The sequence below is a fragment of the Mycolicibacterium gilvum genome, assembly GCF_900454025.1.
GTDB lineage: Bacteria > Actinomycetota > Actinomycetes > Mycobacteriales > Mycobacteriaceae > Mycobacterium > Mycobacterium gilvum.
This window is the reverse complement of record NZ_UGQM01000001.1, coordinates 4,774,106-4,795,721: the sequence shown is the minus strand read 5'-3', so window position 1 is coordinate 4,795,721 and position 21,616 is coordinate 4,774,106. Positions and strand designations below refer to the sequence as shown.

Below are 21,616 nucleotides of genomic sequence, written 5' to 3'. Positions count from 1 at the left end.
TCTCTCACATCCGGAAGACGCCGAAGTTCGACGTCCCCTCGATCGGACCGCTGGCGATGGCCGACAGACACATCCCCAGCACGGTGCGGGTGTCCCGCGGATCGATGACACCGTCGTCGTAGAGCCGTCCGGACAGGAACATCGGCAGCGACTCCGCCTCGATCTGTGCCTCGACCGCGGCCCGCAGCGCGGCATCGGCGTCTTCGTCGACCTGGCCGCCGCGCGCCTCGGTGGCGGCCCGGTTCACGATCGACAGCACACCCGCGAGCTGCGTACCGCCCATGACCGCCGACTTCGCGCTGGGCCAGGCGAACAGGAACCGCGGGTCGTAGGCGCGTCCGCACATGCCGTAGTGTCCGGCGCCGTAGGACGCGCCGATGAGCAGCGACAGGTGCGGGACGGTGGAGTTGGAGACGGCGTTGATCATCATCGAGCCGTGCTTGATCATGCCGCCTTCCTCGTAGGCCTTGCCGACCATGTAGCCGGTGGTGTTGTGCAGGAACAACAACGGCGTGTCGGAGCGGTTGGCCAACTGGATGAACTGGGTGGCCTTCTGCGACTCCTCGCTGAACAGCACCCCGCGGGCGTTGGCCAGGATGCCCAGCGGATACCCGTGCAGCGTCGCCCAACCGGTCACCAGCGAGCCGCCGTAGAGCGGCTTGAACTCGTCGAACTCGGATCCGTCGACGATCCGGGCGATGACCTCGCGCGGATCGAACGGGATGCGCAGATCGGGTGGCACGATGCCGATCAACTCGTTCTCGTCGAACAGCGGTGCGGTGAACGGTCCCGGCGCGGGACCCCGCTTGCGCCAGTTCAGCCGTGCGACGACACGACGGCCGATGCGGAGCGCATCGAGTTCGTCGGCGGCCAGATAATCCCCGAGACCCGAAGTGCGGGCGTGCATCTCGGCGCCGCCGAGCGCTTCGTCGTCGGACTCCTCGCCGGTGGCCATCTTGACCAGCGGGGGTCCGGCGAGGAACACCTTGGAGCGTTCCTTGATCATCACGACGTGGTCGGACATGCCCGGGATGTAGGCACCACCGGCGGTCGAGTTGCCGAACACCAGAGCGATGGTCGGGATGCCTGCGGCCGAGAGGCGGGTCAGGTCGCGGAACATCCGCCCGCCCGGGATGAAGATCTCCTTCTGCGTCGGCAGGTCCGCGCCACCCGATTCCACGAGCGAGATCACCGGCAGCCGGTTCTCCAGGGCGATCTGGTTGGCGCGCAGGATCTTCCGCAAGGTCCAGGGGTTGCTCGTGCCGCCCTTGACGGTCGGGTCGTTGGCGACGACCACGCATTCGACGTCGCTGACCACCCCGATGCCGGTGACCACGCTGGCGCCGACGGTGAAATCGGTGCCCCAGGCGGCCAGCGGGCTCAGCTCCAGGAACGGCGAGTCCGGGTCGAGGAGGGCCTCGATACGTTCCCGCGCGGTCATCTTGCCGCGCGCATGGTGCCGCGCGACGTACTTCTCACCGCCTCCGGCAAGGGCTTTCGCGTGTTCGGCCTCCAGTTCGGCGATCTTGACGGCCATCTCGTCAGCCGCCTCGGTGTAGGCGGCCGAGCGGGTGTCTATCGCGGAGGTTCGTAGCGCAGATGCGCGATCCGCTGCGTTGCTCGCTGTCGTCATGCCTGATATCCCAACGTCTTGGCGGCCAGCGAGGTCAGAATCTCGGTCGTGCCGCCGCCGATGCCGAGGATGCGCATGTCCCGGTACTGGCGTTCGACCTCGGACTCCGCCATGTATCCCATGCCGCCGAACAACTGCACGGCCTGGTGCGCCACCCACTCGCCGGCCTCCACCGCGGTGTTCTTGGCGAAGCAGACCTCGGTGATGAGATCCGTGTCGCCCGCCAACTGACGCTCCACCACGTGCCGGGTGTAGACGCGGGCGACGTCGATCCTGCGGGCCATCTCGGCGAGGGTGCTCTGCACCGTCTGGCGTGCGATCAACGGTCTGCCGAACGTCTCGCGGTTGCGGCACCACTCGACGGTCAGGTCCAGACAGCGTTGTGCACTCGAATAGGCCTGGGCGGCAAGGCCTACGCGCTCGGAGACGAAGGCTGCCGCGATCTGCAGGAAGCCGGTGTTCTCGGCGCCGACCACATTCGCGGCGGGAACCCGGACATCGGTATAGGACAGCTCGGCGGTGTCCGAGGAGCGCCAGCCCATCTTGTCGAGCTTGCGGCTGACCTGCAATCCAGGCGAGCATCCCGGTCCGTCTTTGTCCACGACGAGCAACGAGATACCGGCCGCGCCGGGGCCGCCCGTGCGCACCGCGGTCACGACGAAGTCGGCGCGCACGCCGGAGGTGATGTAGGTCTTGGCGCCGTTGACGATGAAGCAGTCCCCGTCCCGCACCGCGCGGGTGGTCAGATGGCCGACGTCGGATCCGCCGCCGGGCTCGGTGATCGCCAGCGATCCGATCTTCTCGCCCCGCAGGGTCGGCCGCACGTAGGTGTCGATCAAGCGTTCGTCGCCGGAGGCGATCATATGTGGCACCGCGATCCCGGACGTGAACAGCGACGCGAAGACCCCACCGGGGCAACCGGACTGGTGCATCTCCTCGCAGATGACGACGGCATCGGCACCGTCCCCGCCGTCACCGCCCACCGACTCGGGGAAGCCGGCGCCGAGCAGCCCCGCGGCGGCAGCGGCGCGGTGCAGGTCGCGCGGGATCTCGCCGGCGCGCTCCCACGCGGCGGCGTTCGGCAGCACCTCGCGTTCGGCGAAGGTGCGGACCGTCTTGCGCAGGTCGTCACGTTCGGGTGTGGTCCAGATGCTCATGGGAGCAGCTCCTCGGGGATGTCGATGTGCCGGCTTCGCAGCCATTCGCCCAGGCCTTTGGCCTGCGGGTCGAACCGCGCCTGATAGGCCACCCCCTTGCCGAGGATGCCGTCGATGACGAAGTTCACCGCCCTCAGGTTGGGCAGGACGTGACGGGTGACGGGCAGGTCGGCCACTTCCGGCAGCAGTTCGCGCAGCGTGTCGACGGTCAGGGTGTGAACCAGCCACGGCCACTGCTCGGCGGAGCTCACCCAGACTCCGATGTTGGCGCTGCCGCCCTTGTCGCCGCTGCGGGCCCCGGCGATCGTGCCCAACGGGACCCTGCGGGTGGGCCCGGCAGCCGGCGCGTCGGGCAGTGCGGGCGCGGGCACGTCGGCCGGCACCTGGGTCCGCGGCGCCGCCTCGATGTCGACGCGCGTCCCGTCGGGACGCACCGCGGTGTGCGGGACCTCGGCGGTAGGGATGTGGGCGGCGGTGAACACTCCGTAGACCTGGCCGTCGCCGGGCGGGGACGTCGTGGTGAAGCCCGGATAGCTCGCCAACGCCAGCTCGACGGCCGCCGACGAGAACTGCCTGCCGACCGTGTTCGGGTCCGGGTCGCGCACGACGCACCGCAGCAGCGCGCTGGCCGTCTGCTCGGAGTCGGCGTCGGGCCGGTCGGTGCGGGCCAGCGTCCAGTCCATCTCGGTTGGCCGGACCGTCAGAGCGCTCTCCAGCTGGTGGCGCACCAGGTCGGCTTTGGCCTCGATGTCGAGGCCGGTGAGCACGAAGGTCATCTCGTTGCGGAAGCCGCCGAGGCTGTTGAGGCCGACCTTGGCGGTCGGCGGCGGCGGCTCGCCCCGGACCCCGTCGATCCGGACCCGGTCTCCGCCGTCCGCGGACAGTTCGATGCTGTCGACGCGCAGGGTCGCGTCAGGGTTGGCGTATCGGGCCCCGGTGATCTCGTACAGCAGTTGGGCGGTGACGGTGCCGGTCGTGACCGCTCCGCCTGTGCCCGCGTGTTTGGTGATCACGGACGTGCCGTCGGCGTGGATCTCGGCGATCGGGAAGCCGGGACGGGTCAGGGCCGTCGGATCGGGGAAGTCGCGGGCGAAGAACGCGTAGTTCCCGCCGGTGGCCTGCGTGCCGCACTCGATGACGTGACCTGCGGCCACCGCGCCGGCGATGCGGTCGAAGTCGGTTCGGCGCCAACCGAAATGGGCGGCGGCAGGCCCGACGACCACCGAGGCGTCGGTGACCCGGCCGGTGACCACGATGTCGGCGCCTGAGGTGAGGCACTCCACGATTCCCCACGCGCCGAGGTAGGCGTTGGCGGTCAGCGGCTCACCCAGGCCGAGGTCGCCCGCGCGGGGCAGCAGATCGTCGCCCTCGACATGGGCGACGCTGACGGTGACACCCAGCTTCTCGGTCAGGCTGCGCACAGCCCGGGCCAGCCCGGCGGGGTTCAGCCCGCCTGCATTGGTGACGATGCGGACGCCGCGATCGGCGGCCAGGCCGACGCATTCCTCGAGCTGGCGCAGGAACGTCCTGGCGTACCCGCGGTCGGGATCCTTCATCCGGTCGCGGCCGAGGATCAGCATCGTCAGCTCGGCGAGGTAGTCGCCGGTCAGGTAGTCCAGTTCGCCGCCGGTCAGCATCTCGCGCATCGCGGAGAGACGGTCGCCGTAGAACCCTGAGCAATTGGCGATCCGCACGGGGGAGGGGACCGGTAGAGGATCACCCGTAGGCGTCACGAGCACTCCTTGCCGCACCGTCGCGTCGAAAGCAGGACCAACCAACCGGTAGGTTAATGGGTACCGGCGGTATCGCGTCAAGGTTTCGGCGTGTCCCCAGTGTGCGGGGGCGGGGTGGCTCCGCGGCGGAGTTTGGAGCGCACCGAGCCCACCGGTTATCCTGAACGGCAATTGCCGGCGCCCGGCCTGTGTCCAGGCTCGCAGGCGGACTCACCCCGAACAGATGGAGCTCGATCATGGCTGTGCCGAAGCGCAGGATGTCGCGTGCGAACACCCGTAGCCGGCGCGCGCAGTGGAAAGCAGAGGCCACCGGCCTGGTGAACGTGACCGTCGCCGGTCAGCCCCGCAAGGTACCGCGTCGTCTGCTCAAGGCCGCCCGTCTCGGCCTGGTCGACCTCGACCGCCGCTGACTCTCAGGCAAACCCTAAGCTTCGCGGCGCGCCTCTCAGGTCTCTCTCAGACACTGGGTCGAAACTGTGCCAGTGCGAATACTTGTCGTTGACGACGATCGCGCGGTGCGCGAATCCCTCCGACGGTCACTCTCCTTCAACGGATATTCGGTCGAGCTCGCCCAGGACGGTCGCGAAGCGCTCGACCTGATAGCGGCCGACCGCCCCGACGCGGTGGTGCTCGACGTGATGATGCCGAGGCTGGACGGTCTGGAGGTCTGCCGGCAGCTGCGGAGCACCGGCGACGACCTCCCCATTCTCGTTCTGACCGCTCGCGACTCGGTGTCCGAGCGCGTCGCCGGCCTCGACGCCGGCGCCGACGACTACCTGCCGAAGCCTTTCGCCCTGGAAGAGTTGCTGGCCCGGATGCGCGCGCTGCTGCGCCGCACCTCCCCGGTCGACGGGGACGGGGAGTCCGCGGCGATGACGTTCAGCGATCTGACGCTGGATCCGGTGACCCGGGAAGTGACCCGCGGCAGCCGCTCGATCAGCCTCACCCGTACCGAGTTCTCGCTGCTGGAGATGCTGATCACCAACCCCCGCCGCGTGCTCACCCGCAGCCGCATCCTCGAGGAGGTGTGGGGCTTCGACTTCCCGACCTCAGGTAACGCGCTCGAGGTCTATGTCGGGTATCTGCGCCGCAAGACCGAGGCCGAAGGCGAACCGCGCTTGATCCATACGGTGCGCGGTGTGGGCTACGTCCTGCGCGAGACGCCGCCCTGATGGTCGGGGACCCCAACGCCGCCCCGTGGCCCCCCCAGGCTCCCGGCCCACCTCCTGCTCCGGCCAGTTCGATCTCCCTGCGATGGCGGGTGATGCTGCTGGCGATGTCCATGGCGGTGATCCCGGTCGTGCTCATGGGAGTCGCGGGGTATGCGGTGGTGTCGCGTGCGCTCTACGACGACATCGACGATCAGCTGCGCACCCGCGCGCAGATGCTCATCGAGAGCGGATCCCTCGACGCAGACCCGGGGAAAGCCATCGAGGGCACGGCGTACTCGGACATGAACGCGATGTTCTACATCCCCGGACGCAGCAAATACACCGCCAAGCAGCAGGGTCAGACCCTGCCCGTCGGCCGTCCCGAGCAGGACGTCATGGACGGCACGCTGTGGATGTCGCTGCGCACCGTCGAGCACCAGCGGGTGCTCGCGGTCCACCTCGCCAGCGGCAACTCCCTGCTGCTGTCCAAGAGTCTCGCGCCGACCGGGCAGGTGCTCAAACGCCTGGGCACGGTTCTACTCATCGTCGGTGGCATCGGCGTCGCGGTGGCCGCCATCGCCGGCGGCATGGTCGCCCGTGCCGGACTGCGGCCCGTCGCGCGGCTGACCCAGGCGGCCGAGCGGGTCGCCCGCACCGACGACCTGCACCCGATACCGGTCGTCGGCAACGACGAACTCGCCCGGCTCACCGAGACCTTCAACATGATGCTGCGCGCGCTGACCGAGTCGCGCGACCGCCAGTCGCGGCTGGTGGCCGACGCCGGCCACGAACTGCGCACACCGCTGACGTCGCTGCGCACCAACGTCGAACTGCTGATGAGTTCGATGAAACCCGGTGCGCCGCGGATCCCGGAACAGGACATGGAGGATCTGCGCAACGATGTGATCGGGCAGATCGAGGAACTGTCGACGCTGGTCGGCGACCTGGTTGACCTGACCCGGGACGAGGCGGGCAACGCCGTCCACGACACCGTCGAGATGTCCGAGGTGATAGAGCGGTCCCTCGAGCGCGTCCGCAGGCGGCGCAACGACATCGAGTTCCACGTCGAGATCACGCCGTGGCAGGTCTACGGCGACGCCGCGGGACTCGGGCGCGCGGTACTCAATCTGCTCGACAACGCGGCGAAGTGGAGCCCGCCGGGCGCGGGCGTCGTGGTGCGGTTGCAGCCGATCGACGCGTCTGCTGCCGAGTTGGTCGTGTCGGACTACGGCCCGGGCATCCCGCCCGCCGAACGGGAACTCGTCTTCGAGCGCTTCTTCCGGTCGACCACGGCGCGCGCGATGCCGGGTTCGGGGCTCGGCCTGGCGATCGTCAAACAGGTCGTGCTCAAGCACGGCGGCACGCTGCGCGTCGAGGAGACGGTGCCGGGAGGCGATCCACCGGGCACGTCGATGCACGTGGTGCTGCCCGGCCGTCCCTCGACCAACGTCCCCCGCGGCGAATAGGCCCTCGACACGCCTCCGCCGGTGCCCGCGGGTGACCACGGTCACCGGAGAAGATGATTGAGACGGGCACAACCGGGGCAGAGCCCGAATGTTGTCGGAAAGGCAATCGAACTCTAAGGCCTTTCTCAGTACGTTTGGGCACGCTGAGCTGGCAACGGTCGTTGTTCACAGCGACAGGACCATTTCGAGGGAGAGCACTGCAGCGATATGACCAACCACCCGAGGTACTCGCCGACTCCGCAACCGGGTCGTCAGTCCGGCTACACCGGGCAGGTGCCCCAAGGCTCCGCCGGGCCCACGGGGTCGGGATCCTATGAGCAGGGCACCGGCAGTTGGGACTGGCGCTACGCGACCGAGCAGCAGCGGCAGGCCTTCCGCGGCCCTCATAACGGGCCGTACGACCCGTACCGCGGCGCGCCCATGCCCGGCGGACCCGGCCAGTTCCCGCCGCAGGGGATGCCGCCGCTGCCGCAACCGCAGCCGCGCAAGCGGTCCCGCGGACCGGCTCTGGCAGCCGGCGCGATCGCACTGGCGCTGGTGTCCGGAGGCATCGGTGGAGGCGTCGCGATGCTGGCCCACCCCGACCACAGCCTCGGCGGCATCAGCGCGTCCGGGGCCGCTCCGAGCATGCCCGCGGCCAGTGTCCCCGGCGGCTCGGTCGAAGCGGTCGCGGCGAAGGTGGTTCCCAGCGTCGTGAAGCTCGAGGTGAACCAGGGGCGGTCCACCGAGGAGGGGTCCGGCGTCATCCTGTCGTCGGACGGACTGATCCTGACCAACAACCACGTGGTCGCCGCGGCCGCCGAGAACGGGGCGCCGGGTGCGCCTCCGGGCGCCGCACAGACCAAGGTGACGTTCGCCGACGGCAAGTCGTCCACCTTCGAGGTGATCGGCGCCGATCCCGGTAGCGACATCGCGGTCGTGCGCGCCAAGAACGTGTCGGACCTGACGCCCATCGCCGTGGGTTCGTCGGCCGATCTGCGGGTCGGACAGGACGTCGTCGCGATCGGCTCTCCCCTCGGCCTGGAGGGCACCGTGACGACCGGCATCATCAGCGCCCTCAACCGTCCGGTGGCCGCCAGCGGCGACGCCAGGAACCAGAACACGGTGCTCGACGCGATCCAGACCGACGCGGCCATCAACCCCGGCAACTCCGGCGGCGCACTGGTCAACATGAACGGTGAACTGGTCGGCATCAACTCGGCGATCGCGACCATGGGCGCCGACGCCGGAGGCCCCCAGGGCGGATCGATCGGCCTGGGCTTCGCGATCCCGGTCGACCAGGCCAAGCGGATCGCCGACGAGATCATCCAGACGGGTTCGGCGTCCCGCGCGTCCCTCGGCGTGCAGGTCGGCAACGAAGCGGGCGTCGACGGCGCCAAGATCGTCGAGGTCACCGCCGGAGGAGCGGCCTCGGCCGCGGGACTCCCGAGCGGCGTGATCGTGACCAAACTCGACGACCGGGTCATCAGCAGCGCGGACGCCTTGGTGGCCGCCGTGCGCTCCAAGGCCCCCGGAGACAAGGTGACGCTGACGTATCAGGACGCGTCGGGCAAGCCGCGCACCGTGGACGTCACGCTCGGCAAGGCCAAGCAGTGAGGGCCGTCGTCGGAGAGGACCGGCCCGACCTGCGTGTGGCTGCACCGGTGTCGGGGCCGAGATATACGGTTGAGCTCATGGAGCAGCCTCATACCCTGGTCGGTCGCGCGCTGGTCGTCATCGTGGACGACCGGACGGCTCACGGAGACGAAGAGGACCACACCGGGCCCCTGGTCACCGAACTGCTCGGCGAGGCCGGGTTCGTCGTCGACGGCGTCGTGGTGGTCTCGTCCGACGAGGTCGAGATCCGCAACGCGCTCAACACCGCCGTGATCGGCGGTGTGGACCTGGTGGTGTCGGTCGGCGGCACCGGCGTGGCGCCGCGCGACGTCACACCCGAGTCGACCGTCGACCTCCTCGACCGCGAGCTGCTGGGGATCTCCGAGGCGCTCAGATCCTCGGGGCTCTCCGCCGGGATCATCGACGCCGGCGTCTCCCGCGGGCTGGCAGGCATCTCCGGCAGCACTCTGGTGGTGAACCTCGCCGGGTCGCGCGCGGCGGTGCGCGACGGGATGGCGACCCTCGGACCGCTGGCGGCGCAGATCATCGCGCAGCTATCCAGTTTGGAGATCTAACCGAGTTGCACTGTCAGGGCTTCGTCCAGGATCCGCTCAGGGTGGCCACCGCCGCCTCGGGCGGATTCTGCTTTGTGGGGACCACCTCTGGCCTGCAATGTTAAGTACAGGTGAACAAACGCCCCCGTCAGTTAGTGATCTTGATCACAAGGAGAATCGACTGTGAACCGGCCTTCGGAGGACGCGCGGGATTCAGTTAACAGACTGATGAGGAAGGCGTTCCCCGAGATCTCCGATCCCGAGCGGGACCCCGAGGTCCCCGACGACCGGGATACCCACGATCGATGGCTCCGCGACAACATCCCGCCTCACCACGAATGACCTGTGCATTCGGTACGGCCCTCATGAAACCCCACGCGTAACGCATTGACGCCCGTTGACGAATACGTCGATGCGGGGTCACGAACTGCGGCGCTTGAAAACCACTCCCCGTCGCCGCGCGGAAGGGGTCCGGGACACCCGGGGAAAGCTCCAGCAAACGGCGCGAGGCATTGCGTCCCGATTAACACCACCGAAGCCTCGCGTTGCCGGTCAGATGCCTCCCCGTTATGTTCCTCGTGTCAACGATGAGCGAATCGTAAGAACAAGATGTGCGGTTTTTAATTCTCCTCACATGGAAGTCTTGCGAGGTGTGTGGTGTAGCGGTAAAGCCAGGCACGGACACTCGGAACCCCGCCCGGGGTATCCGTAACGCATAGCTAGGGAGATCATGAAGGCAATCACTCGGGTGCTGATCGCGATGGTGGCGTCCATCGCGGCATTGTTCGTGAGCACTGGCACCTCTCACGCGGGATTGGACAATGAGCTGAGTGTCGTGGACGGCCAGGGCCGCACCCTGACCGTTCAGCAGTGGGACACGTTCCTCAACGGCGTCTTCCCCCTCGACCGCAACCGTCTGACCCGTGAGTGGTTCCACTCCGGCAAGGCGACCTACATCGTGGCCGGCGAAGGCGCCGACGACTTCGAGGGCACCCTCGAGCTCGGCTACCAGGTCGGCTTCCCGTGGTCGCTGGGCGTGGGCATCAACTTCAGCTACACCACCCCGAACATCGCGTTCAACAACTACGGCGTCGGGGACAACTTCAGCATCGTGACCCCGCCGCTGTTCCCCGGTGTGTCGATCTCGGCCGACCTCGGTAACGGCCCCGGCATCCAGGAAGTGGCGACCTTCTCCGTCGACGTCGCCGGCCCGGGTGGCTCGGTCGTCGTGTCCAACGCCCACGGCACCGTGACCGGCGCCGCCGGCGGTGTGCTGCTGCGTCCGTTCGCCCGGTTGATCTCCTCGACCGGCGACAGCGTCAGCACCTACGGCGCTCCGTGGAACATGAACTGACGCACGTCTGACTGCTTTACCGAATCAGCCCCCGGCTTCCGGCCGGGGGCTGATTTCGTCTGAGTTGTTCGTTCACTTCCCGGCGGAGGGCTTGTCCTGCTCGGTGTGGTTCTCGCCGGCGGCAGTGGCGACGGTGTCGGGGGACTGCGCCCGTAGGAGATCGCGGATCTCGGTGAGCAGCGTCAGTTCGGTCTCGGCCGACTCCACCTTCGCGTCGCGCTCCTTGATCTTCTTGAACGGGACGACGATCACGAAGTAGATGACAGCGGCGACGATCAGGAAGTTGATCGCCGCGGACAGCACCGCGTTGAGGTCGACGAACTGGTCGGCCCCCAGCGGGATCTTCAAGACGCCGTACTCGGCGTCCGGTCCCGCACCGATCCTGTCCACCAGTGGCTGCACCACGTTCTGGGTGAACGCGGTCACCAGGCCGGTGAAGGCGGCGCCGACGACGACCGCCACGGCGAGGTCGATGACGTTGCCTCGCGAGATGAACTCTTTGAAGCCTTTCAGCATGATGTGACCCTTTCGTTCGGCGTAGTGGTGCCAGCTCAATCAACCTAGTCCTGCACCCCGCCGGAGTGGGTCGAATGTGGACGTCCGCCGCGATTCGGGCGACGCACCGGGGAATCCGTCCGCTTTTACGAAAAGTCAAGCGCGGGAATGTATTTCGACAAACCCGCGAACGGTCGAAAAGGCGTTTCCGGGCCACTTCAAGAATCTCTGACTAGACACGCGCATTGCGCCGCCGACTGCTAGTCTGTGAGAGCCTGAAAACGTAGATAAGGACTGCTGTGTCCTTCCTGACAAAAGGGGAAAGCTGATGGCCAAGCATGCCAAGGCGCCCGCTCGTAGTGTGAAGAAGCTAGTGTCCCGCGTCTGAAGTTGGTTTACGGGTGTGGGGCAGGATCTCGTCTGCGGTCTTGGTCCACACGAACGGGTGGCAGCGTTGGTTCCAGCCGTCGATGAATGCGCTGATGGCTGCGACGAGTTCTTTGACGCTGTTGAACGATCCGCGCCGGATGGCCTGGCGGGTGATGATCGAGAAGAATACCTCGACCATGTTCAGCCATGACCCTGAGGTCGGGGTGAAATGCAGTGTCACACGTGGATTCTTGGCCAGCCAGGCGTTGATGTCGGCGTGTTTGTGGGTGTGGTAGTTGTCGCATACGACATGCAGTCGACGCTGCGGGTAGGCCCGTGCGACCGCTTTGAGGAAGTCCAAGAACTCGGCTTTGCCGTGGCGCTCATAACAGCGGTCGGTGACCTTGCCGGTCGCGATCTCGAGCGCGGCGAACAAGGTGGTAGTGCCGTTGCGTTTGTAGTCATGGGTCGCCTTCTCGGGCAGTCCCGGCCGCAGCGGCAGGATCGGCTGGGTTCGATTGAGTGCCTGGATCTGGCTCTTTTCGTCCACGCACAACACGATCGCCTTGGCCGGCGGATTCAGATACAGACCCATCACGTCACGGACCTTGGCCTCCAACTCCGGGTCGGTGGAGAACTTGAACGTCTCGCGCCGCCACGGCTTGACCCCGTAGCGTCGCCACGCCCTGGCCACCGTGGCGTCCCCGACACCGAGGCGCTTGCCCAATAATCGACTCGACCAGTGCGTGACCGCCAACGATTCCGGTGGCGGCTCCAATGTGGCCGCCAGGATCGCCGCGTCATCGACGGTCTTGGGGCGGCCACTGCGCGGCTCATCGGCAAGTCCGTCAATCCCGAACGCGGCGAACCGATCCCGCCACTTGATCACCGTCGGCCGCGACACCCCCACCCGCCGTGCCGCACCCGAGGTACCAGCCCCGTCGGCTACGGCCAACACGATCCGCGCCCGCTCGACATGGCCGGCAGACACCGTCGAGGACCGAGTCCACGACTCCAACGTCACACGATCTTCAGGACTGATCACCAGTGCAGATGACGGCATACACCATCATCTCACACTGTAAACTAATTAATGACGCACGACACTAGGTGCCGTGGGCCTGGGCGCGTTCTTCGCGGCCTCAGCTTTTTCCGGATTGAGCGCGGCGACCGCGAGCGCCGACGTCGAGGAGTTGGCTCCGCAACTGCAGGTGTACAGCCGGCAGGCGTCGGAGAACTCCGTCATCCGCATCAACGATCCCGGGGCGGCGCGCGGCATCTCCGAGGGTCGCCTCGCGGACGCGGGCGAGATCCTCGCCAGCGGCAGCGGATCGACCGAGGTCCGCGACACCACCAAGGCGGTCGTCGCCAAGAAGGCGGCGGGCTTCAAGGGTGCGTGGCCGGTCGGCCCTGCGCAGGGCGATTGGTGATCTGACCACAAACACGGCGCCCCCGGGAATTCCCCGGGGGCGCTGTGTTTTTGGTGTGGTCGCGTCAGTGCAGGGTCAGCGTGACCGCCTCGACGAGAGCGGCCCCGGCCACCCGCTCGGCGGCGGCGGCGGGCAGCGCCACGAGCACCACGCGCCCGCCCGCCCGTGCCCCGATGCCGCTCTGCTCGGCGGACACCAGCACCACGACCGCATCGGTGGCCACGGTCCGTGCGGCGACGGAGTCATCGGCGGGCGCGGCGACGATGTCGACGACGTCGCCGGACCTGACCAGATCCACCAGCGCCGCGTCGGCGAGCGGGACGGGGACGATCCGCCCGTCGGGACCGGCCGCGGATCGGGCGAGACGCGGCCCCAGAAGTCGGACGTCGGTGAGGACCTCGCCCTGGCGTGCCGGCCCCGCCAGCGTCGCGTCGACGACCGCGTCGAGGTCGGTGAGGGCGCCGTCGGGGAGGACGGGCGCGGCGCGCGACTCCAGTCGGACATCGGCGGCGGTGAGCGAGGCTCCCGGCGCCAGATCGCGAACGGTGACGACCACCTCGGAGCGGTCTGCGTCAGGGTCGCCGCGCCACGCGGCCACCGCAGCCAGGACGACCAGCAGCCCGGCGAGAACCCGACGCGCCGCCGGTGTCCGTGACCAGTCCGGACGTAACGCACGACTCACCCTGTGCAGGGATGACGGATCCAGCGGGTTGCCCATCAGGACACGCTAGGACGCACCCCGCACCCCCGTCTGCTGCCATCTCGGCAGCTGTGGATAACCGTCCGGTGTCAGGATGCCGCAGCGGCCGGGGCCGGGGAACTGCTCGTGGAGGAGGAGCTGCCCGAGCTCGACGAGGACGACTTCTCCGACGAAGACGACTTCTCCGACGAACCGGTCGAGCTCGACGACGAGGACGACTCCCCGCCCCCCGCGCTGCTCACGCTCGAGGTCTTACCGGCCTCGCGGCTGTCCGTGCGGTAGAAACCGCTGCCTTTGAAGACCACGCCGACTTTGCCGAAGATCTTGCGCAGTCGACCGTCGCACTGCGGGCATTCGGTCAGGGAATCATCGGTGAACGCCTGCACCACGTCGAACTTGTTGCTGCATTCGGTGCACGCATAGGAATAGGTGGGCACACAAACCTCCGAGGTGGTCAAACTTCTTAGCACTCTAGCGGCTCAAGTGCTAGAACCGCCACCCGGCGTCATGCATTCCCGGAAGAGGCGCGGTTCCCGAGCGTCACCAACCCCCGCCCGGGGGTCAGCGCATGCGTCATCGGGACATCGTGCGGCTCCGCCGGCAGGTCGTCGACCAGCTCGTCGTCGCGCACCACGGCGATCACCAGCGCAGTCGGGTTGACCAGTGCCAACGTCCGGTCGTAGAACCCCGCGCCGCGCCCGAGTCGGGTACCCGCCAGGTCCACGGCGAGTGCCGGCACCAGCACCACCTGCGCGGTCGCGACCGCGTCGGCGGGAAGCCACGGTGGTGGCGGCTCACGCAGACCGTACGGCGCCGCGACCAGCTTCCCGGGAACGTGACGAGCCCATCGCAGCGGCAGGGGTGTGCCGTCCTCGCCCTCCCGGGCGACGGGCAGCAGGACGGAACCGGCACGGCCGGCGATGTCGTCGACGAGCGCGAGCGAACCGGGTTCGGAGCCGACCGGGATGTAGGCGCAGACCGTCGTTCCGGGGCGGATCAGCGCCGCCAGGTGGCCGGCCAATTGCGTCGATTCACGCTCCTGTGTTTGCTCGCTCAAAGAGCGCCGGACCGCCAGAATCGCGGCCCGCGCTTGTGATTTGGTCGACGTCACCGGGTAGTCGCTCCAAGCTCGGGTTAGGGGAGAACAACCAACGCAGAGAGGTTAGTGTGTGAACGATGAATCGGCCTGAGGTTCCTGTGCCGCACACCGCGGTGGTGCCCGCAGCGGGCCTGGGAACGCGCTTCCTGCCCGCGACCAAGACCGTGCCCAAGGAGTTGCTGCCCGTCGTCGACACACCGGGCATCGAGCTCGTGGCCGCCGAGGCCGCCGAGGCCGGCGCCGAGCGTCTGATCATCATCACCTCGGAGGGCAAGGACGGCGTCGTCGCGCACTTCGTCGAGGACCTGGTCCTCGAGGGCACGCTGGAGGCCCGCGGCAAGAAAACCATGCTCGAGAAGGTCCGGCGCGCACCGGCACTGATCAAGGTGGAGTCGGTCGTGCAGGCCGAGCCACTCGGGCTCGGACATGCCGTCGGCTGCGTCGAGGCCAGCCTCGCCCCCGACGAGGATGCGATCGCGGTCCTGCTGCCCGACGATCTCGTGCTGCCCACCGGCGTGCTGGAGACGATGGCGAAAGTGCGGGCCAAGCGCGGCGGATCGGTGCTGTGCGCGATCGAGGTGGACCGCGAGGACATCAGCGCCTACGGCGTGTTCGACGTCGAGGAGGTCCCCGACGCCGCCAACCTCAACGTCCTGCGGGTCAAGGGGATGGTCGAGAAGCCGAAAGCCGAAGACGCGCCGTCGCTGTTCGCCGCGGCGGGCCGCTACATCCTCGACCGGGCGATCTTCGACGCGCTCAAGCGCATCCCGCGCGGTGCCGGCGGCGAATTGCAGCTGACCGACGCGATCGCGCTCCTGATCGAGGAGGGGCATCCGGTCCACGTCGTCGTGCACCGCGGATCTCGACACGATCTTGGAAATCCCGGGGGCTACCTCAAGGCTGCGGTTGACTTTGCGTTGGAGCGGGACGACTACGGGCCTGAACTTCGCCGGTGGTTGGTCGAACGACTGGGGCTCCCGGCGGGGACCGAAGGCTAGCGATCAACTGCACCGCCGAGCGAGCCGGTCGACGCCCGCCGGTTCGACGGAAGAAAGGCGCGCTGTGCGTTCGGTGGAGGAGCAGCAGGCTCGGGTAGCAGCTGCCGCGGTGGCCCCGCGGCCGGTGCGGGTCGCGATTGCCGAGGCCCAGGGTCTGATGTGTGCCGAGGAAGTGGTCACCGAGCGTCCGCTGCCGGGGTTCGACCAGGCGGCGATCGACGGCTACGCGGTGCGCAGCGTGGACGTGCTGGGTATCGGCGGGCCGGCCGACGGCCAGGACGACGACTACGCCGATCGCGACGAGGGCCGTCCGCGCGAGATCAGCCTGCCCGTGATGGGGCTGATCGAGGCCGGCGCCCGGACACCGAGCCGACTGCAACCACGTCAGGCGGCGCGGGTGCAGACGGGCGCGCCGATGCCGACGCTGGCGGACGCGGTGCTGCCGTTGCGCTGGACCGACGGCGGCGATGCGCGGGTGCGGGTGCTGCGCGGCGTCCGGTCCGGAGCCTATGTCCGCCGCACCGGCGACGACGTGCAGCCCGGAGACGTCGCCGTGCGCGCCGGCGCGATCATCGGTCCGGCCCAGGTCGGGCTGCTCGCCGCGGTGGGTCGCGAACGGGTGCTCGTGCATCCGCGGCCGCGGTTGTCGGTGATGTGCGTCGGCGGTGAGTTGGTCGACATCTCCCGGACCCCGGGAAACGGCCAGGTCTACGACGTGAACTCCTACGCGCTGGCGGCCGCGGGACGGGACGCGGGCGCCGAGGTGAACCGAGTCGGCATCGTCCCGACCGATCCCGCGCAGCTGCGCGAGGTGGTCGAGGGTCAGCTCAGCCGCGCCGAGATCGTCGTCATCGCGGGCGCGGTCGGCGGTGCAGCGGCCGAAGGCGTGCGCACCGTGCTGTCCCAGCTCGGCGACATGGAGGTTGCGCGCATCGCGATGCATCCCGGGTCGGTGCAGGGCTTCGGTCAGCTCGGCCCGGAGGGCGTTCCGGTGTTCCTGCTGCCGGCCAACCCGGTCAGCGCGCTGGTGGTGTTCGAGGTGATGGTTCGCCCGCTCATCCGGCTTTCGCTCGGCAAACGGCAGGCGATGCGCCGCATCGTGCCGGCCCGTGCCCTGTCGCCGATCAGCTCGGTGGCCGGCCGCAAGGGGTATCTGCGGGGACAGCTGATGCGCGACCAGGACACCGGCGAGTATCTGGTGCAGGCCCTCGGCGGGGCTCCGGGAGCGTCGTCACATCTGCTGGCCACTCTTGCCGAGGCAAACTGCCTCGTGATCGTTCCCAGTGAGGCCGAGCAGATCCGCACGGGCGAGGTCGTCGACGTCGCGTTCCTCGCCCAACGCGGCTGAGGACGGATCACCGCAGCCGTGATGGACCTTCTCAGCTCCCGGTCGCAGCATCCGGGGTGGCCGGTGCCCGTCGGCCCGTTGCGAGTACCCGCCGGCCTGGTGCGGCTGCGACCGGTCCGACTGCGCGATGCGGCGCAGTGGAGCCGTATCCGGCTGGCCGACCGGGACCATCTGGAGCCCTGGGAACCGTCGACCGACATGAACTGGGAACTGCGCCACTCTGTTTCGGCGTGGCCGTCGGTGTGCTCGGGCCTGCGGTCGGAGGCCCGCAAAGGTCGCATGCTGCCGTATGTGATCGAGCTGGACGGACAGTTCGCGGGCCAGCTCACGATCGGTAACGTCACTCACGGTGCGCTGCGGTCCGCGTGGATCGGCTACTGGGTCGCCAGCGGATCGACCGGCGGTGGTGTCGCGACCGCGGCGTTGGCGCTCGGCCTCGACCATTGCTTCGGCCCGGTGATGCTGCACCGCGTCGAGGCCACGGTGCGTCCCGAGAACGGGCCCAGTCGCGCGGTGCTGGCAAAGGCCGGACTTCGTGAGGAGGGGCTGCTCAAGCGCTACCTGGACGTCGACGGAGCGTGGCGCGACCACCTGTTGGTGGCGATCACGGTCGAGGAACTCAACGGCTCGGTGGCCTCGGCGCTGGTCCGGGCCGGCCACGCGTCCTGGGCCTGACCCCTCGTGCCGCGAGCCTGCCGTCCTGCCGCGAGCGGACGCAAAATCGCGTCGACGCGCGGCAACACGCCCGACTCTGCGTCTGCTCGCGGGGGTCGGCTTGTTACTGATGTGACACGTGTGACGTTTGGTGCTTGTTTATGGTGAATTACAGGTGTGTAATTGTCTCGGCGCGCCGCTCCAGGATGCGCTGGTCACAGACCTAGCCTGATGGGGAAAGGAGCAGGCGCCATGCCAAGCATCCCCCAATCTCTTCTCTGGATCTCGCTCGTAGTGCTCTGGCTCTTCGTGCTTGTTCCGATGTTGATCAGCAAGCGCGACGCCGTGCGCCGTACCAGCGACGTCGCCCTTGCCACGCGTGTGCTCAACAGCGGTGCGCGCAGCAGGCTGCGCAGGCGTGGTCCGGCCGCGGGTCACCGCAGCGACCCGGACTGGAGCCCGTCGGATGACGAGGCCGAGGCCGACGCCGACGTCGTGCCGAGCCGTGCGGTGGTCATGGTGGCCGCCGAGGGTGAGGACGCGAACACCGAGCCGGACTACCTCGATGTCGACGTGGTCGAGGATTCCGGCGCGCTGCCCATCGCGGACATCAGCGCCGATGAGACTTCCGAGGCCGAGCCCGTCGAGAGCCCCGAGACCGAACCCGTTGCCGACGAGCCCGAGGAGCGGCACATCCGCGCGGCGGCCCGGGCCGACCGCGACACCAGCGAGGACACCGGGGTCTACTCGGTCATCGACGACGAGTACGAAGACGGCTACGCCGACGAGGACGACGACGAGGACGAGGACGCCGACGAGTCTCCGCGCAGCGAGGAGCGGGTTGACGCCGACCAGCGGGTCGCCGGGTCGCTCAGCGAGTCGCGCCGCCGCCGCCGGGAGTCGACGACCGCCGCGGCGGTGTCGGCACGTAAGTACCGCTTCCGGGCGCGCACGATCGCGGTGATGTCGGTGCTGATGCTCGCCAGTGCCGTCGCGGCGCTGACGTGGTCGTCGACGATGTGGTACTCGACGGCTGCGGTCGCGACGGTGACCCTGCTGTATCTGGCCTACCTGCGTCGGCAGACCCGGATCGAGGAGCAGCTGCGGCGCCGTCGGGCACAGCGGATGGCACGTTCGCGGCTCGGGGTCGAGAACACCAGCGACCGCGACTACGACGTGACCCCGTCGCGCCTGCGCAGGCCCGGTGCGGCGGTGCTGGAGATCGATGACGAGGATCCGGCGTTCGAGCACCTCGACTACGTGCCGTTCTCGCGTCACTACGACCTGCCGCGGGCCGCGGGGCAGTAGCCCGACGACCGATTTCTGCCGGTGGCCGGTGGCTGATAACCTGTACCGGCACTAGGGGCTATAGCGCAGTTGGTAGCGCGTCTCGTTCGCATCGAGAAGGTCAGGGGTTCGATTCCCCTTAGCTCCACTCAGTTTGACGGCGGCGGCTCATGCCGACCCGCCCGCGTGACCGTCTGGCGCGCGATGAACGAATTCCAGTCCGATGCCCGCTCGACAAGAACGTCGCGCACCTGATCGTCGGTGTAGACCATGAAGGTGTCGTCCAGGATGGCCCGGGCGACCTGCTCGCCGACGACCTCGGGTGCGAGCACCCCGAACTGCTCGCCGGGCAGCGCGGTGGGCACGTCGGGACCGAAGGTCGGCGGCATGGTCGCCATGATGTCGGTCGCGACGGGCCCGGGGCACAGCACGGTGACGCCGATTCCCTGCGGGTGCAGGTACAGCCGCAGCCCCTCCGAGATCTGCACGATCGCCGCCTTGGTCGCCGCGTACGGTATCCGGTCGTAGGAGTAGGTGAACAGACCGGCGAACGACGCGGTGTTGACGAGGTGACCGCGACCCTGTGCGAGCAGCAGTGGGAGGAAGACGGTGTTGCTGCGCACGACGGACATCAGGTTGATGTTGATGATCCGTTGCCATTCGCCGACCGGAAGGTGCTCGGGGCGGCCGCTGGTCAGCACTCCCACGTTGTTCATCACGATGTCGACGGCCCCGAAACGTCTCAGCGTGAACGCCGACAGGTCGTCGAATGCCCGGTCGTCACCGACGTCGCACACGATGGCGGCGGCCTCGCCGCCCGCGTCGACGATCTCGTCGGCCACCCGAGCGGCGTTCTGCGCGTTGATGTCTGCGATCACCAGCCGCGCACCGCGGTCGGCCAGTGACCGCGCGGTGGCCCGTCCGATGCCACTGCCGCCTCCGGTGATCACCGCGACCGCGCCGTCGAGTGTCCTCATGGTCGGGAGCTCAGCGGATCGAGAAGCCGGCGTCCAACGGCCACTGGATACCGGTGATGAACCTGGCCTCCTCGGAGACCAGGAACGCCACCGCGTTGGCGACGTCCTCGGGTTGCAGGATCGGCAGGGGTAGCGCGTTCTCCATGCCCGAGATCGCGTTCTGGCCCCCGGCGGCCGCGTGTTCCATCAGCGCGTTCATCGCGTCGTTCTGTGTCATCCCGCTCAGCACTCCGGTCGGGTGGATGGTGTTCACGCGAATCCATTCGGGGGCAAGGTGGTTGGCGAGGTTCTGCATCAGCGCGACCACACCCCGCTTGGCCGCCGCATAGGCGTTGCCGCTGGCGTTCAGGGATGCCGTCCCCTTCAGGCCCGCGGTGGAGCTGGTGATGACGATCGAGCCGCCGCGCCCGGCCTCGCGCATCACGGGAAGTGCTGCCCGGATGGTGTGGTAGACGCCGGTGAGGTTGGTGTCGATGACGTCACGCCAGTCGGCCATGAAGTCCTCGGATTCGCCTGCCAGACGGACGATCCCGGCGTTGGCGATGATGATGTCGATCCGGCCGAACTCGTCTGCGCCGGCGCGGACCGCCTCCTGCATGTCCACGTAGCTGCGCACGTCTCCCTTACAGGCGACCATGCGGCGGCCTTCTTTCTCGACGAGTCGCCGCGTCTCCTCGAGGTCGGCGAGCGACGCGTTCGGGTAGGTCATCGTCGCGATGTTCTCGCAGATGTCCACACCGATGATGTCGGCGCCCTCGCGGGCCAGCCGGACGGCGTGGGCGCGGCCCTGCCCCCGGGCCGCCCCGGTGATGAACACGGTTCTGCCGTCGAGTGATCCCATGTCAGTCCTGTTCTGTTCGTGCGGCGGTGATCCGGTGCCAGGATTCGTCGGCCGCCTGCTGGAGAACGCGAGCCTTCGGGAACCCGCTGTAGACGGCGAACTGGAGGATGAGCTCGTCCATCTCCTGCTTGCCGATGTCGCCGGACTCCAGCGCGGAGCCGACGTGGGAGTAGATGGGCCCCAGTGCCTCGGACACGCCGACGCTGGCGACCGTGATGAGCCGGCGTTCGCGCCGACCGAGACCCGGACGCTGCCAGAGGTGTCCGAACACGAAGCCGAGGATTCCCGCCTGGAAGTACGGCGAGTCCCGTGCCGGTGCGGGTAGCAGGTTCACGTCGACGAAGCAGCGTTCGCCGTCGGCGAGCCGGCGGGCATGGTCCTGCGGACCCAGCGACTCCAGCGGGAGGTCGGCTCGGGGGTCGGTGGTCTCGCCGCGTTCGGCGGCGAGGCGCGCGTACTGGGATCGTGCGGCCAGCTCGGCCTGCGACCCCTTGGGCCATCCGCAGTACACGGCGAAGTGCAGCACGAACTCCAGGACCTCGTCGAAGGTGACGTCGCCCCCGGCCAGTGCCGCGTACATGTGGGCGTCGATCTCGTCGACGGCCCCGGAGGCGCAGACGCAGGTCAGGCTCACGAATCGACGGTCCCGTCTACCCAGGCCGGGCCTCTGCCAGACGTTCGCTGAGAGCGGGTCGTCGGCGAACACGTCCCGAAAGGGTGCTGTCGCCTGCGCGTCCATCCGAACTCCGTTCAGTCGAGTGCCTGAACTATAAG

At 68.4% G+C, this 21,616-nt stretch carries 23 protein-coding genes and 1 tRNA gene; 13 read left to right on the top strand and 11 right to left on the bottom strand.

From position 1 onward, the window contains the following. Window positions 1–4: 4 nt before the first annotated feature. The 3 genes from DYE23_RS22495 to DYE23_RS22485 are packed head-to-tail and all read right to left on the bottom strand — an operon-like array spanning window position 5 to window position 4,523. Complete coding sequence (locus tag DYE23_RS22495) at window positions 5–1,633, bottom strand: acyl-CoA carboxylase subunit beta (protein ID WP_115328212.1); 1,629 nt, start codon at window positions 1,631–1,633, stop codon at window positions 5–7. Beyond that, entirely contained in the window at window positions 1,630–2,790 is a 1,161-nt protein-coding gene (locus DYE23_RS22490; RefSeq protein ID WP_115328211.1) for an acyl-CoA dehydrogenase family protein, read from the bottom strand. Before DYE23_RS22490 ends, DYE23_RS22495 begins: the two co-directional genes overlap by 4 nt. Next, a complete protein-coding gene (locus DYE23_RS22485) occupies window positions 2,787–4,523 on the bottom strand; it encodes an acyclic terpene utilization AtuA family protein (RefSeq protein WP_115329076.1) in 1,737 nt (578 codons plus the stop codon). Before DYE23_RS22485 ends, DYE23_RS22490 begins: the two co-directional genes overlap by 4 nt. 236 nt (window positions 4,524–4,759) lie before the next feature. On the opposite strand from DYE23_RS22485, the gene rpmF reads away from it, so the two are divergent. From rpmF to mspA, 7 genes are all read left to right on the top strand, one after another. Beyond that, a complete protein-coding gene (gene rpmF, locus DYE23_RS22480) occupies window positions 4,760–4,933 on the top strand; it encodes a 50S ribosomal protein L32 (RefSeq protein WP_115328210.1) in 174 nt (57 codons plus the stop codon). Window positions 4,934–5,005: 72 nt separating this feature from the next. Continuing rightward, on the top strand, window positions 5,006–5,695 hold the full coding sequence (locus tag DYE23_RS22475; protein WP_115328209.1) for a response regulator transcription factor: 690 nt from the start codon (window positions 5,006–5,008) through the stop codon (window positions 5,693–5,695). Next, window positions 5,695–7,140 (top strand): HAMP domain-containing sensor histidine kinase, encoded by a 1,446-nt coding sequence (locus DYE23_RS22470; protein WP_115328208.1) that lies wholly within the window; start codon window positions 5,695–5,697, stop codon window positions 7,138–7,140. Before DYE23_RS22475 ends, DYE23_RS22470 begins: the two co-directional genes overlap by 1 nt. Window positions 7,141–7,347: 207 nt before the next feature. Then, on the top strand, window positions 7,348–8,736 hold the full coding sequence (locus tag DYE23_RS22465; RefSeq protein WP_115328207.1) for a S1C family serine protease: 1,389 nt from the start codon (window positions 7,348–7,350) through the stop codon (window positions 8,734–8,736). A gap of 29 nt (window positions 8,737–8,765) precedes the next feature. Then, window positions 8,766–9,311: a MogA/MoaB family molybdenum cofactor biosynthesis protein gene (locus DYE23_RS22460; protein WP_178061085.1), complete on the top strand. Its 546-nt coding sequence runs from the start codon at window positions 8,766–8,768 to the stop codon at window positions 9,309–9,311. A gap of 162 nt (window positions 9,312–9,473) precedes the next feature. After that, the gene (locus DYE23_RS30930; RefSeq protein WP_172527830.1) at window positions 9,474–9,632 is read left to right on the top strand and encodes a hypothetical protein; all 159 of its coding nucleotides are present in this window, start codon (window positions 9,474–9,476) and stop codon (window positions 9,630–9,632) included. Window positions 9,633–10,020: 388 nt separating this feature from the next. Then, the gene (mspA, locus tag DYE23_RS22455; protein ID WP_115328206.1) at window positions 10,021–10,644 is read left to right on the top strand and encodes a porin MspA; all 624 of its coding nucleotides are present in this window, start codon (window positions 10,021–10,023) and stop codon (window positions 10,642–10,644) included. Between the two features lie 72 nt (window positions 10,645–10,716). Here mspA and mscL read toward each other — a convergent pair whose 3' ends face one another. Beyond that, a complete protein-coding gene (gene mscL / locus DYE23_RS22450; protein ID WP_115329074.1) occupies window positions 10,717–11,160 on the bottom strand; it encodes a large-conductance mechanosensitive channel protein MscL in 444 nt (147 codons plus the stop codon). A 349-nt stretch (window positions 11,161–11,509) separates the two neighbouring features. Further along, complete coding sequence (locus DYE23_RS22445) at window positions 11,510–12,571, bottom strand: IS630 family transposase (protein WP_115328205.1); 1,062 nt, start codon at window positions 12,569–12,571, stop codon at window positions 11,510–11,512. A 52-nt stretch (window positions 12,572–12,623) separates the two neighbouring features. Between DYE23_RS22445 and DYE23_RS22440 the strand changes: the two genes are divergently transcribed. Further along, window positions 12,624–12,938, top strand: coding sequence for a hypothetical protein (locus DYE23_RS22440; RefSeq protein WP_115328204.1), 315 nt, complete (start codon window positions 12,624–12,626; stop codon window positions 12,936–12,938). A gap of 64 nt (window positions 12,939–13,002) precedes the next feature. Here the strand turns inward: DYE23_RS22440 and DYE23_RS22435 are convergent, their stop codons facing one another. The 3 genes from DYE23_RS22435 to DYE23_RS22425 form a co-directional block, all read right to left on the bottom strand. Next, window positions 13,003–13,656: an SAF domain-containing protein gene (locus DYE23_RS22435; protein ID WP_115328203.1), complete on the bottom strand. Its 654-nt coding sequence runs from the start codon at window positions 13,654–13,656 to the stop codon at window positions 13,003–13,005. Window positions 13,657–13,727: 71 nt separating this feature from the next. Beyond that, window positions 13,728–14,075: an FmdB family zinc ribbon protein gene (locus DYE23_RS22430; RefSeq protein ID WP_115328202.1), complete on the bottom strand. Its 348-nt coding sequence runs from the start codon at window positions 14,073–14,075 to the stop codon at window positions 13,728–13,730. A 68-nt stretch (window positions 14,076–14,143) separates the two neighbouring features. Beyond that, window positions 14,144–14,749 (bottom strand): 5-formyltetrahydrofolate cyclo-ligase, encoded by a 606-nt coding sequence (locus tag DYE23_RS22425; protein WP_115328201.1) that lies wholly within the window; start codon window positions 14,747–14,749, stop codon window positions 14,144–14,146. A 65-nt stretch (window positions 14,750–14,814) separates the two neighbouring features. On the opposite strand from DYE23_RS22425, the gene DYE23_RS22420 reads away from it, so the two are divergent. The 5 genes from DYE23_RS22420 (at window position 14,815) to DYE23_RS22400 (ending at window position 19,172) form a co-directional block, all read left to right on the top strand. Further along, the gene (locus tag DYE23_RS22420) at window positions 14,815–15,735 is read left to right on the top strand and encodes a UTP--glucose-1-phosphate uridylyltransferase (RefSeq protein ID WP_115328200.1); all 921 of its coding nucleotides are present in this window, start codon (window positions 14,815–14,817) and stop codon (window positions 15,733–15,735) included. Window positions 15,736–15,799: 64 nt separating this feature from the next. After that, entirely contained in the window at window positions 15,800–17,083 is a 1,284-nt protein-coding gene (gene glp, locus DYE23_RS22415) for a molybdotransferase-like divisome protein Glp (protein ID WP_115328199.1), read from the top strand. A 21-nt stretch (window positions 17,084–17,104) separates the two neighbouring features. Beyond that, window positions 17,105–17,758: a GNAT family N-acetyltransferase gene (locus DYE23_RS22410; protein WP_115328198.1), complete on the top strand. Its 654-nt coding sequence runs from the start codon at window positions 17,105–17,107 to the stop codon at window positions 17,756–17,758. A gap of 231 nt (window positions 17,759–17,989) precedes the next feature. Then, complete coding sequence (gene sepX, locus DYE23_RS22405; protein ID WP_115328197.1) at window positions 17,990–19,045, top strand: divisome protein SepX/GlpR; 1,056 nt, start codon at window positions 17,990–17,992, stop codon at window positions 19,043–19,045. Window positions 19,046–19,099: 54 nt separating this feature from the next. Next, window positions 19,100–19,172: transfer RNA gene (locus tag DYE23_RS22400), tRNA-Ala, on the top strand. Between the two features lies 1 nt (window position 19,173). Here the strand turns inward: DYE23_RS22400 and DYE23_RS22395 are convergent. The 3 genes from DYE23_RS22395 to DYE23_RS22385 are packed head-to-tail and all read right to left on the bottom strand — an operon-like array spanning window position 19,174 to window position 21,581. Further along, complete coding sequence (locus DYE23_RS22395) at window positions 19,174–20,001, bottom strand: SDR family oxidoreductase (protein WP_115328196.1); 828 nt, start codon at window positions 19,999–20,001, stop codon at window positions 19,174–19,176. A 10-nt stretch (window positions 20,002–20,011) separates the two neighbouring features. Next, window positions 20,012–20,842 (bottom strand): mycofactocin-coupled SDR family oxidoreductase, encoded by an 831-nt coding sequence (locus DYE23_RS22390; RefSeq protein ID WP_115328195.1) that lies wholly within the window; start codon window positions 20,840–20,842, stop codon window positions 20,012–20,014. Between the two features lies 1 nt (window position 20,843). Continuing rightward, window positions 20,844–21,581: a carboxymuconolactone decarboxylase family protein gene (locus tag DYE23_RS22385; RefSeq protein ID WP_115328194.1), complete on the bottom strand. Its 738-nt coding sequence runs from the start codon at window positions 21,579–21,581 to the stop codon at window positions 20,844–20,846. Window positions 21,582–21,616: the final 35 nt, after the last annotated feature.

Coding starts and splice junctions, on each gene's coding strand:
- DYE23_RS22495 (WP_115328212.1), bottom strand. CDS start 1,633: ATGACGACAGCGAGCAACGCAGCGGATCGCGCATCTGCGCTACGAACC.
- DYE23_RS22490 (WP_115328211.1), bottom strand. CDS start 2,790: ATGAGCATCTGGACCACACCCGAACGTGACGACCTGCGCAAGACGGTC.
- rpmF (WP_115328210.1), top strand. CDS start 4,760: ATGGCTGTGCCGAAGCGCAGGATGTCGCGTGCGAACACCCGTAGCCGG.
- DYE23_RS22470 (WP_115328208.1), top strand. CDS start 5,695: ATGGTCGGGGACCCCAACGCCGCCCCGTGGCCCCCCCAGGCTCCCGGC.
- DYE23_RS22465 (WP_115328207.1), top strand. CDS start 7,348: ATGACCAACCACCCGAGGTACTCGCCGACTCCGCAACCGGGTCGTCAG.
- mspA (WP_115328206.1), top strand. CDS start 10,021: ATGAAGGCAATCACTCGGGTGCTGATCGCGATGGTGGCGTCCATCGCG.
- mscL (WP_115329074.1), bottom strand. CDS start 11,160: ATGCTGAAAGGCTTCAAAGAGTTCATCTCGCGAGGCAACGTCATCGAC.
- DYE23_RS22445 (WP_115328205.1), bottom strand. CDS start 12,571: ATGCCGTCATCTGCACTGGTGATCAGTCCTGAAGATCGTGTGACGTTG.
- DYE23_RS22435 (WP_115328203.1), bottom strand. CDS start 13,656: ATGGGCAACCCGCTGGATCCGTCATCCCTGCACAGGGTGAGTCGTGCG.
- DYE23_RS22420 (WP_115328200.1), top strand. CDS start 14,815: ATGAATCGGCCTGAGGTTCCTGTGCCGCACACCGCGGTGGTGCCCGCA.
- DYE23_RS22410 (WP_115328198.1), top strand. CDS start 17,105: ATGGACCTTCTCAGCTCCCGGTCGCAGCATCCGGGGTGGCCGGTGCCC.
- sepX (WP_115328197.1), top strand. CDS start 17,990: ATGCCAAGCATCCCCCAATCTCTTCTCTGGATCTCGCTCGTAGTGCTC.
- DYE23_RS22395 (WP_115328196.1), bottom strand. CDS start 20,001: ATGAGGACACTCGACGGCGCGGTCGCGGTGATCACCGGAGGCGGCAGT.
- DYE23_RS22390 (WP_115328195.1), bottom strand. CDS start 20,842: ATGGGATCACTCGACGGCAGAACCGTGTTCATCACCGGGGCGGCCCGG.
- DYE23_RS22385 (WP_115328194.1), bottom strand. CDS start 21,581: ATGGACGCGCAGGCGACAGCACCCTTTCGGGACGTGTTCGCCGACGAC.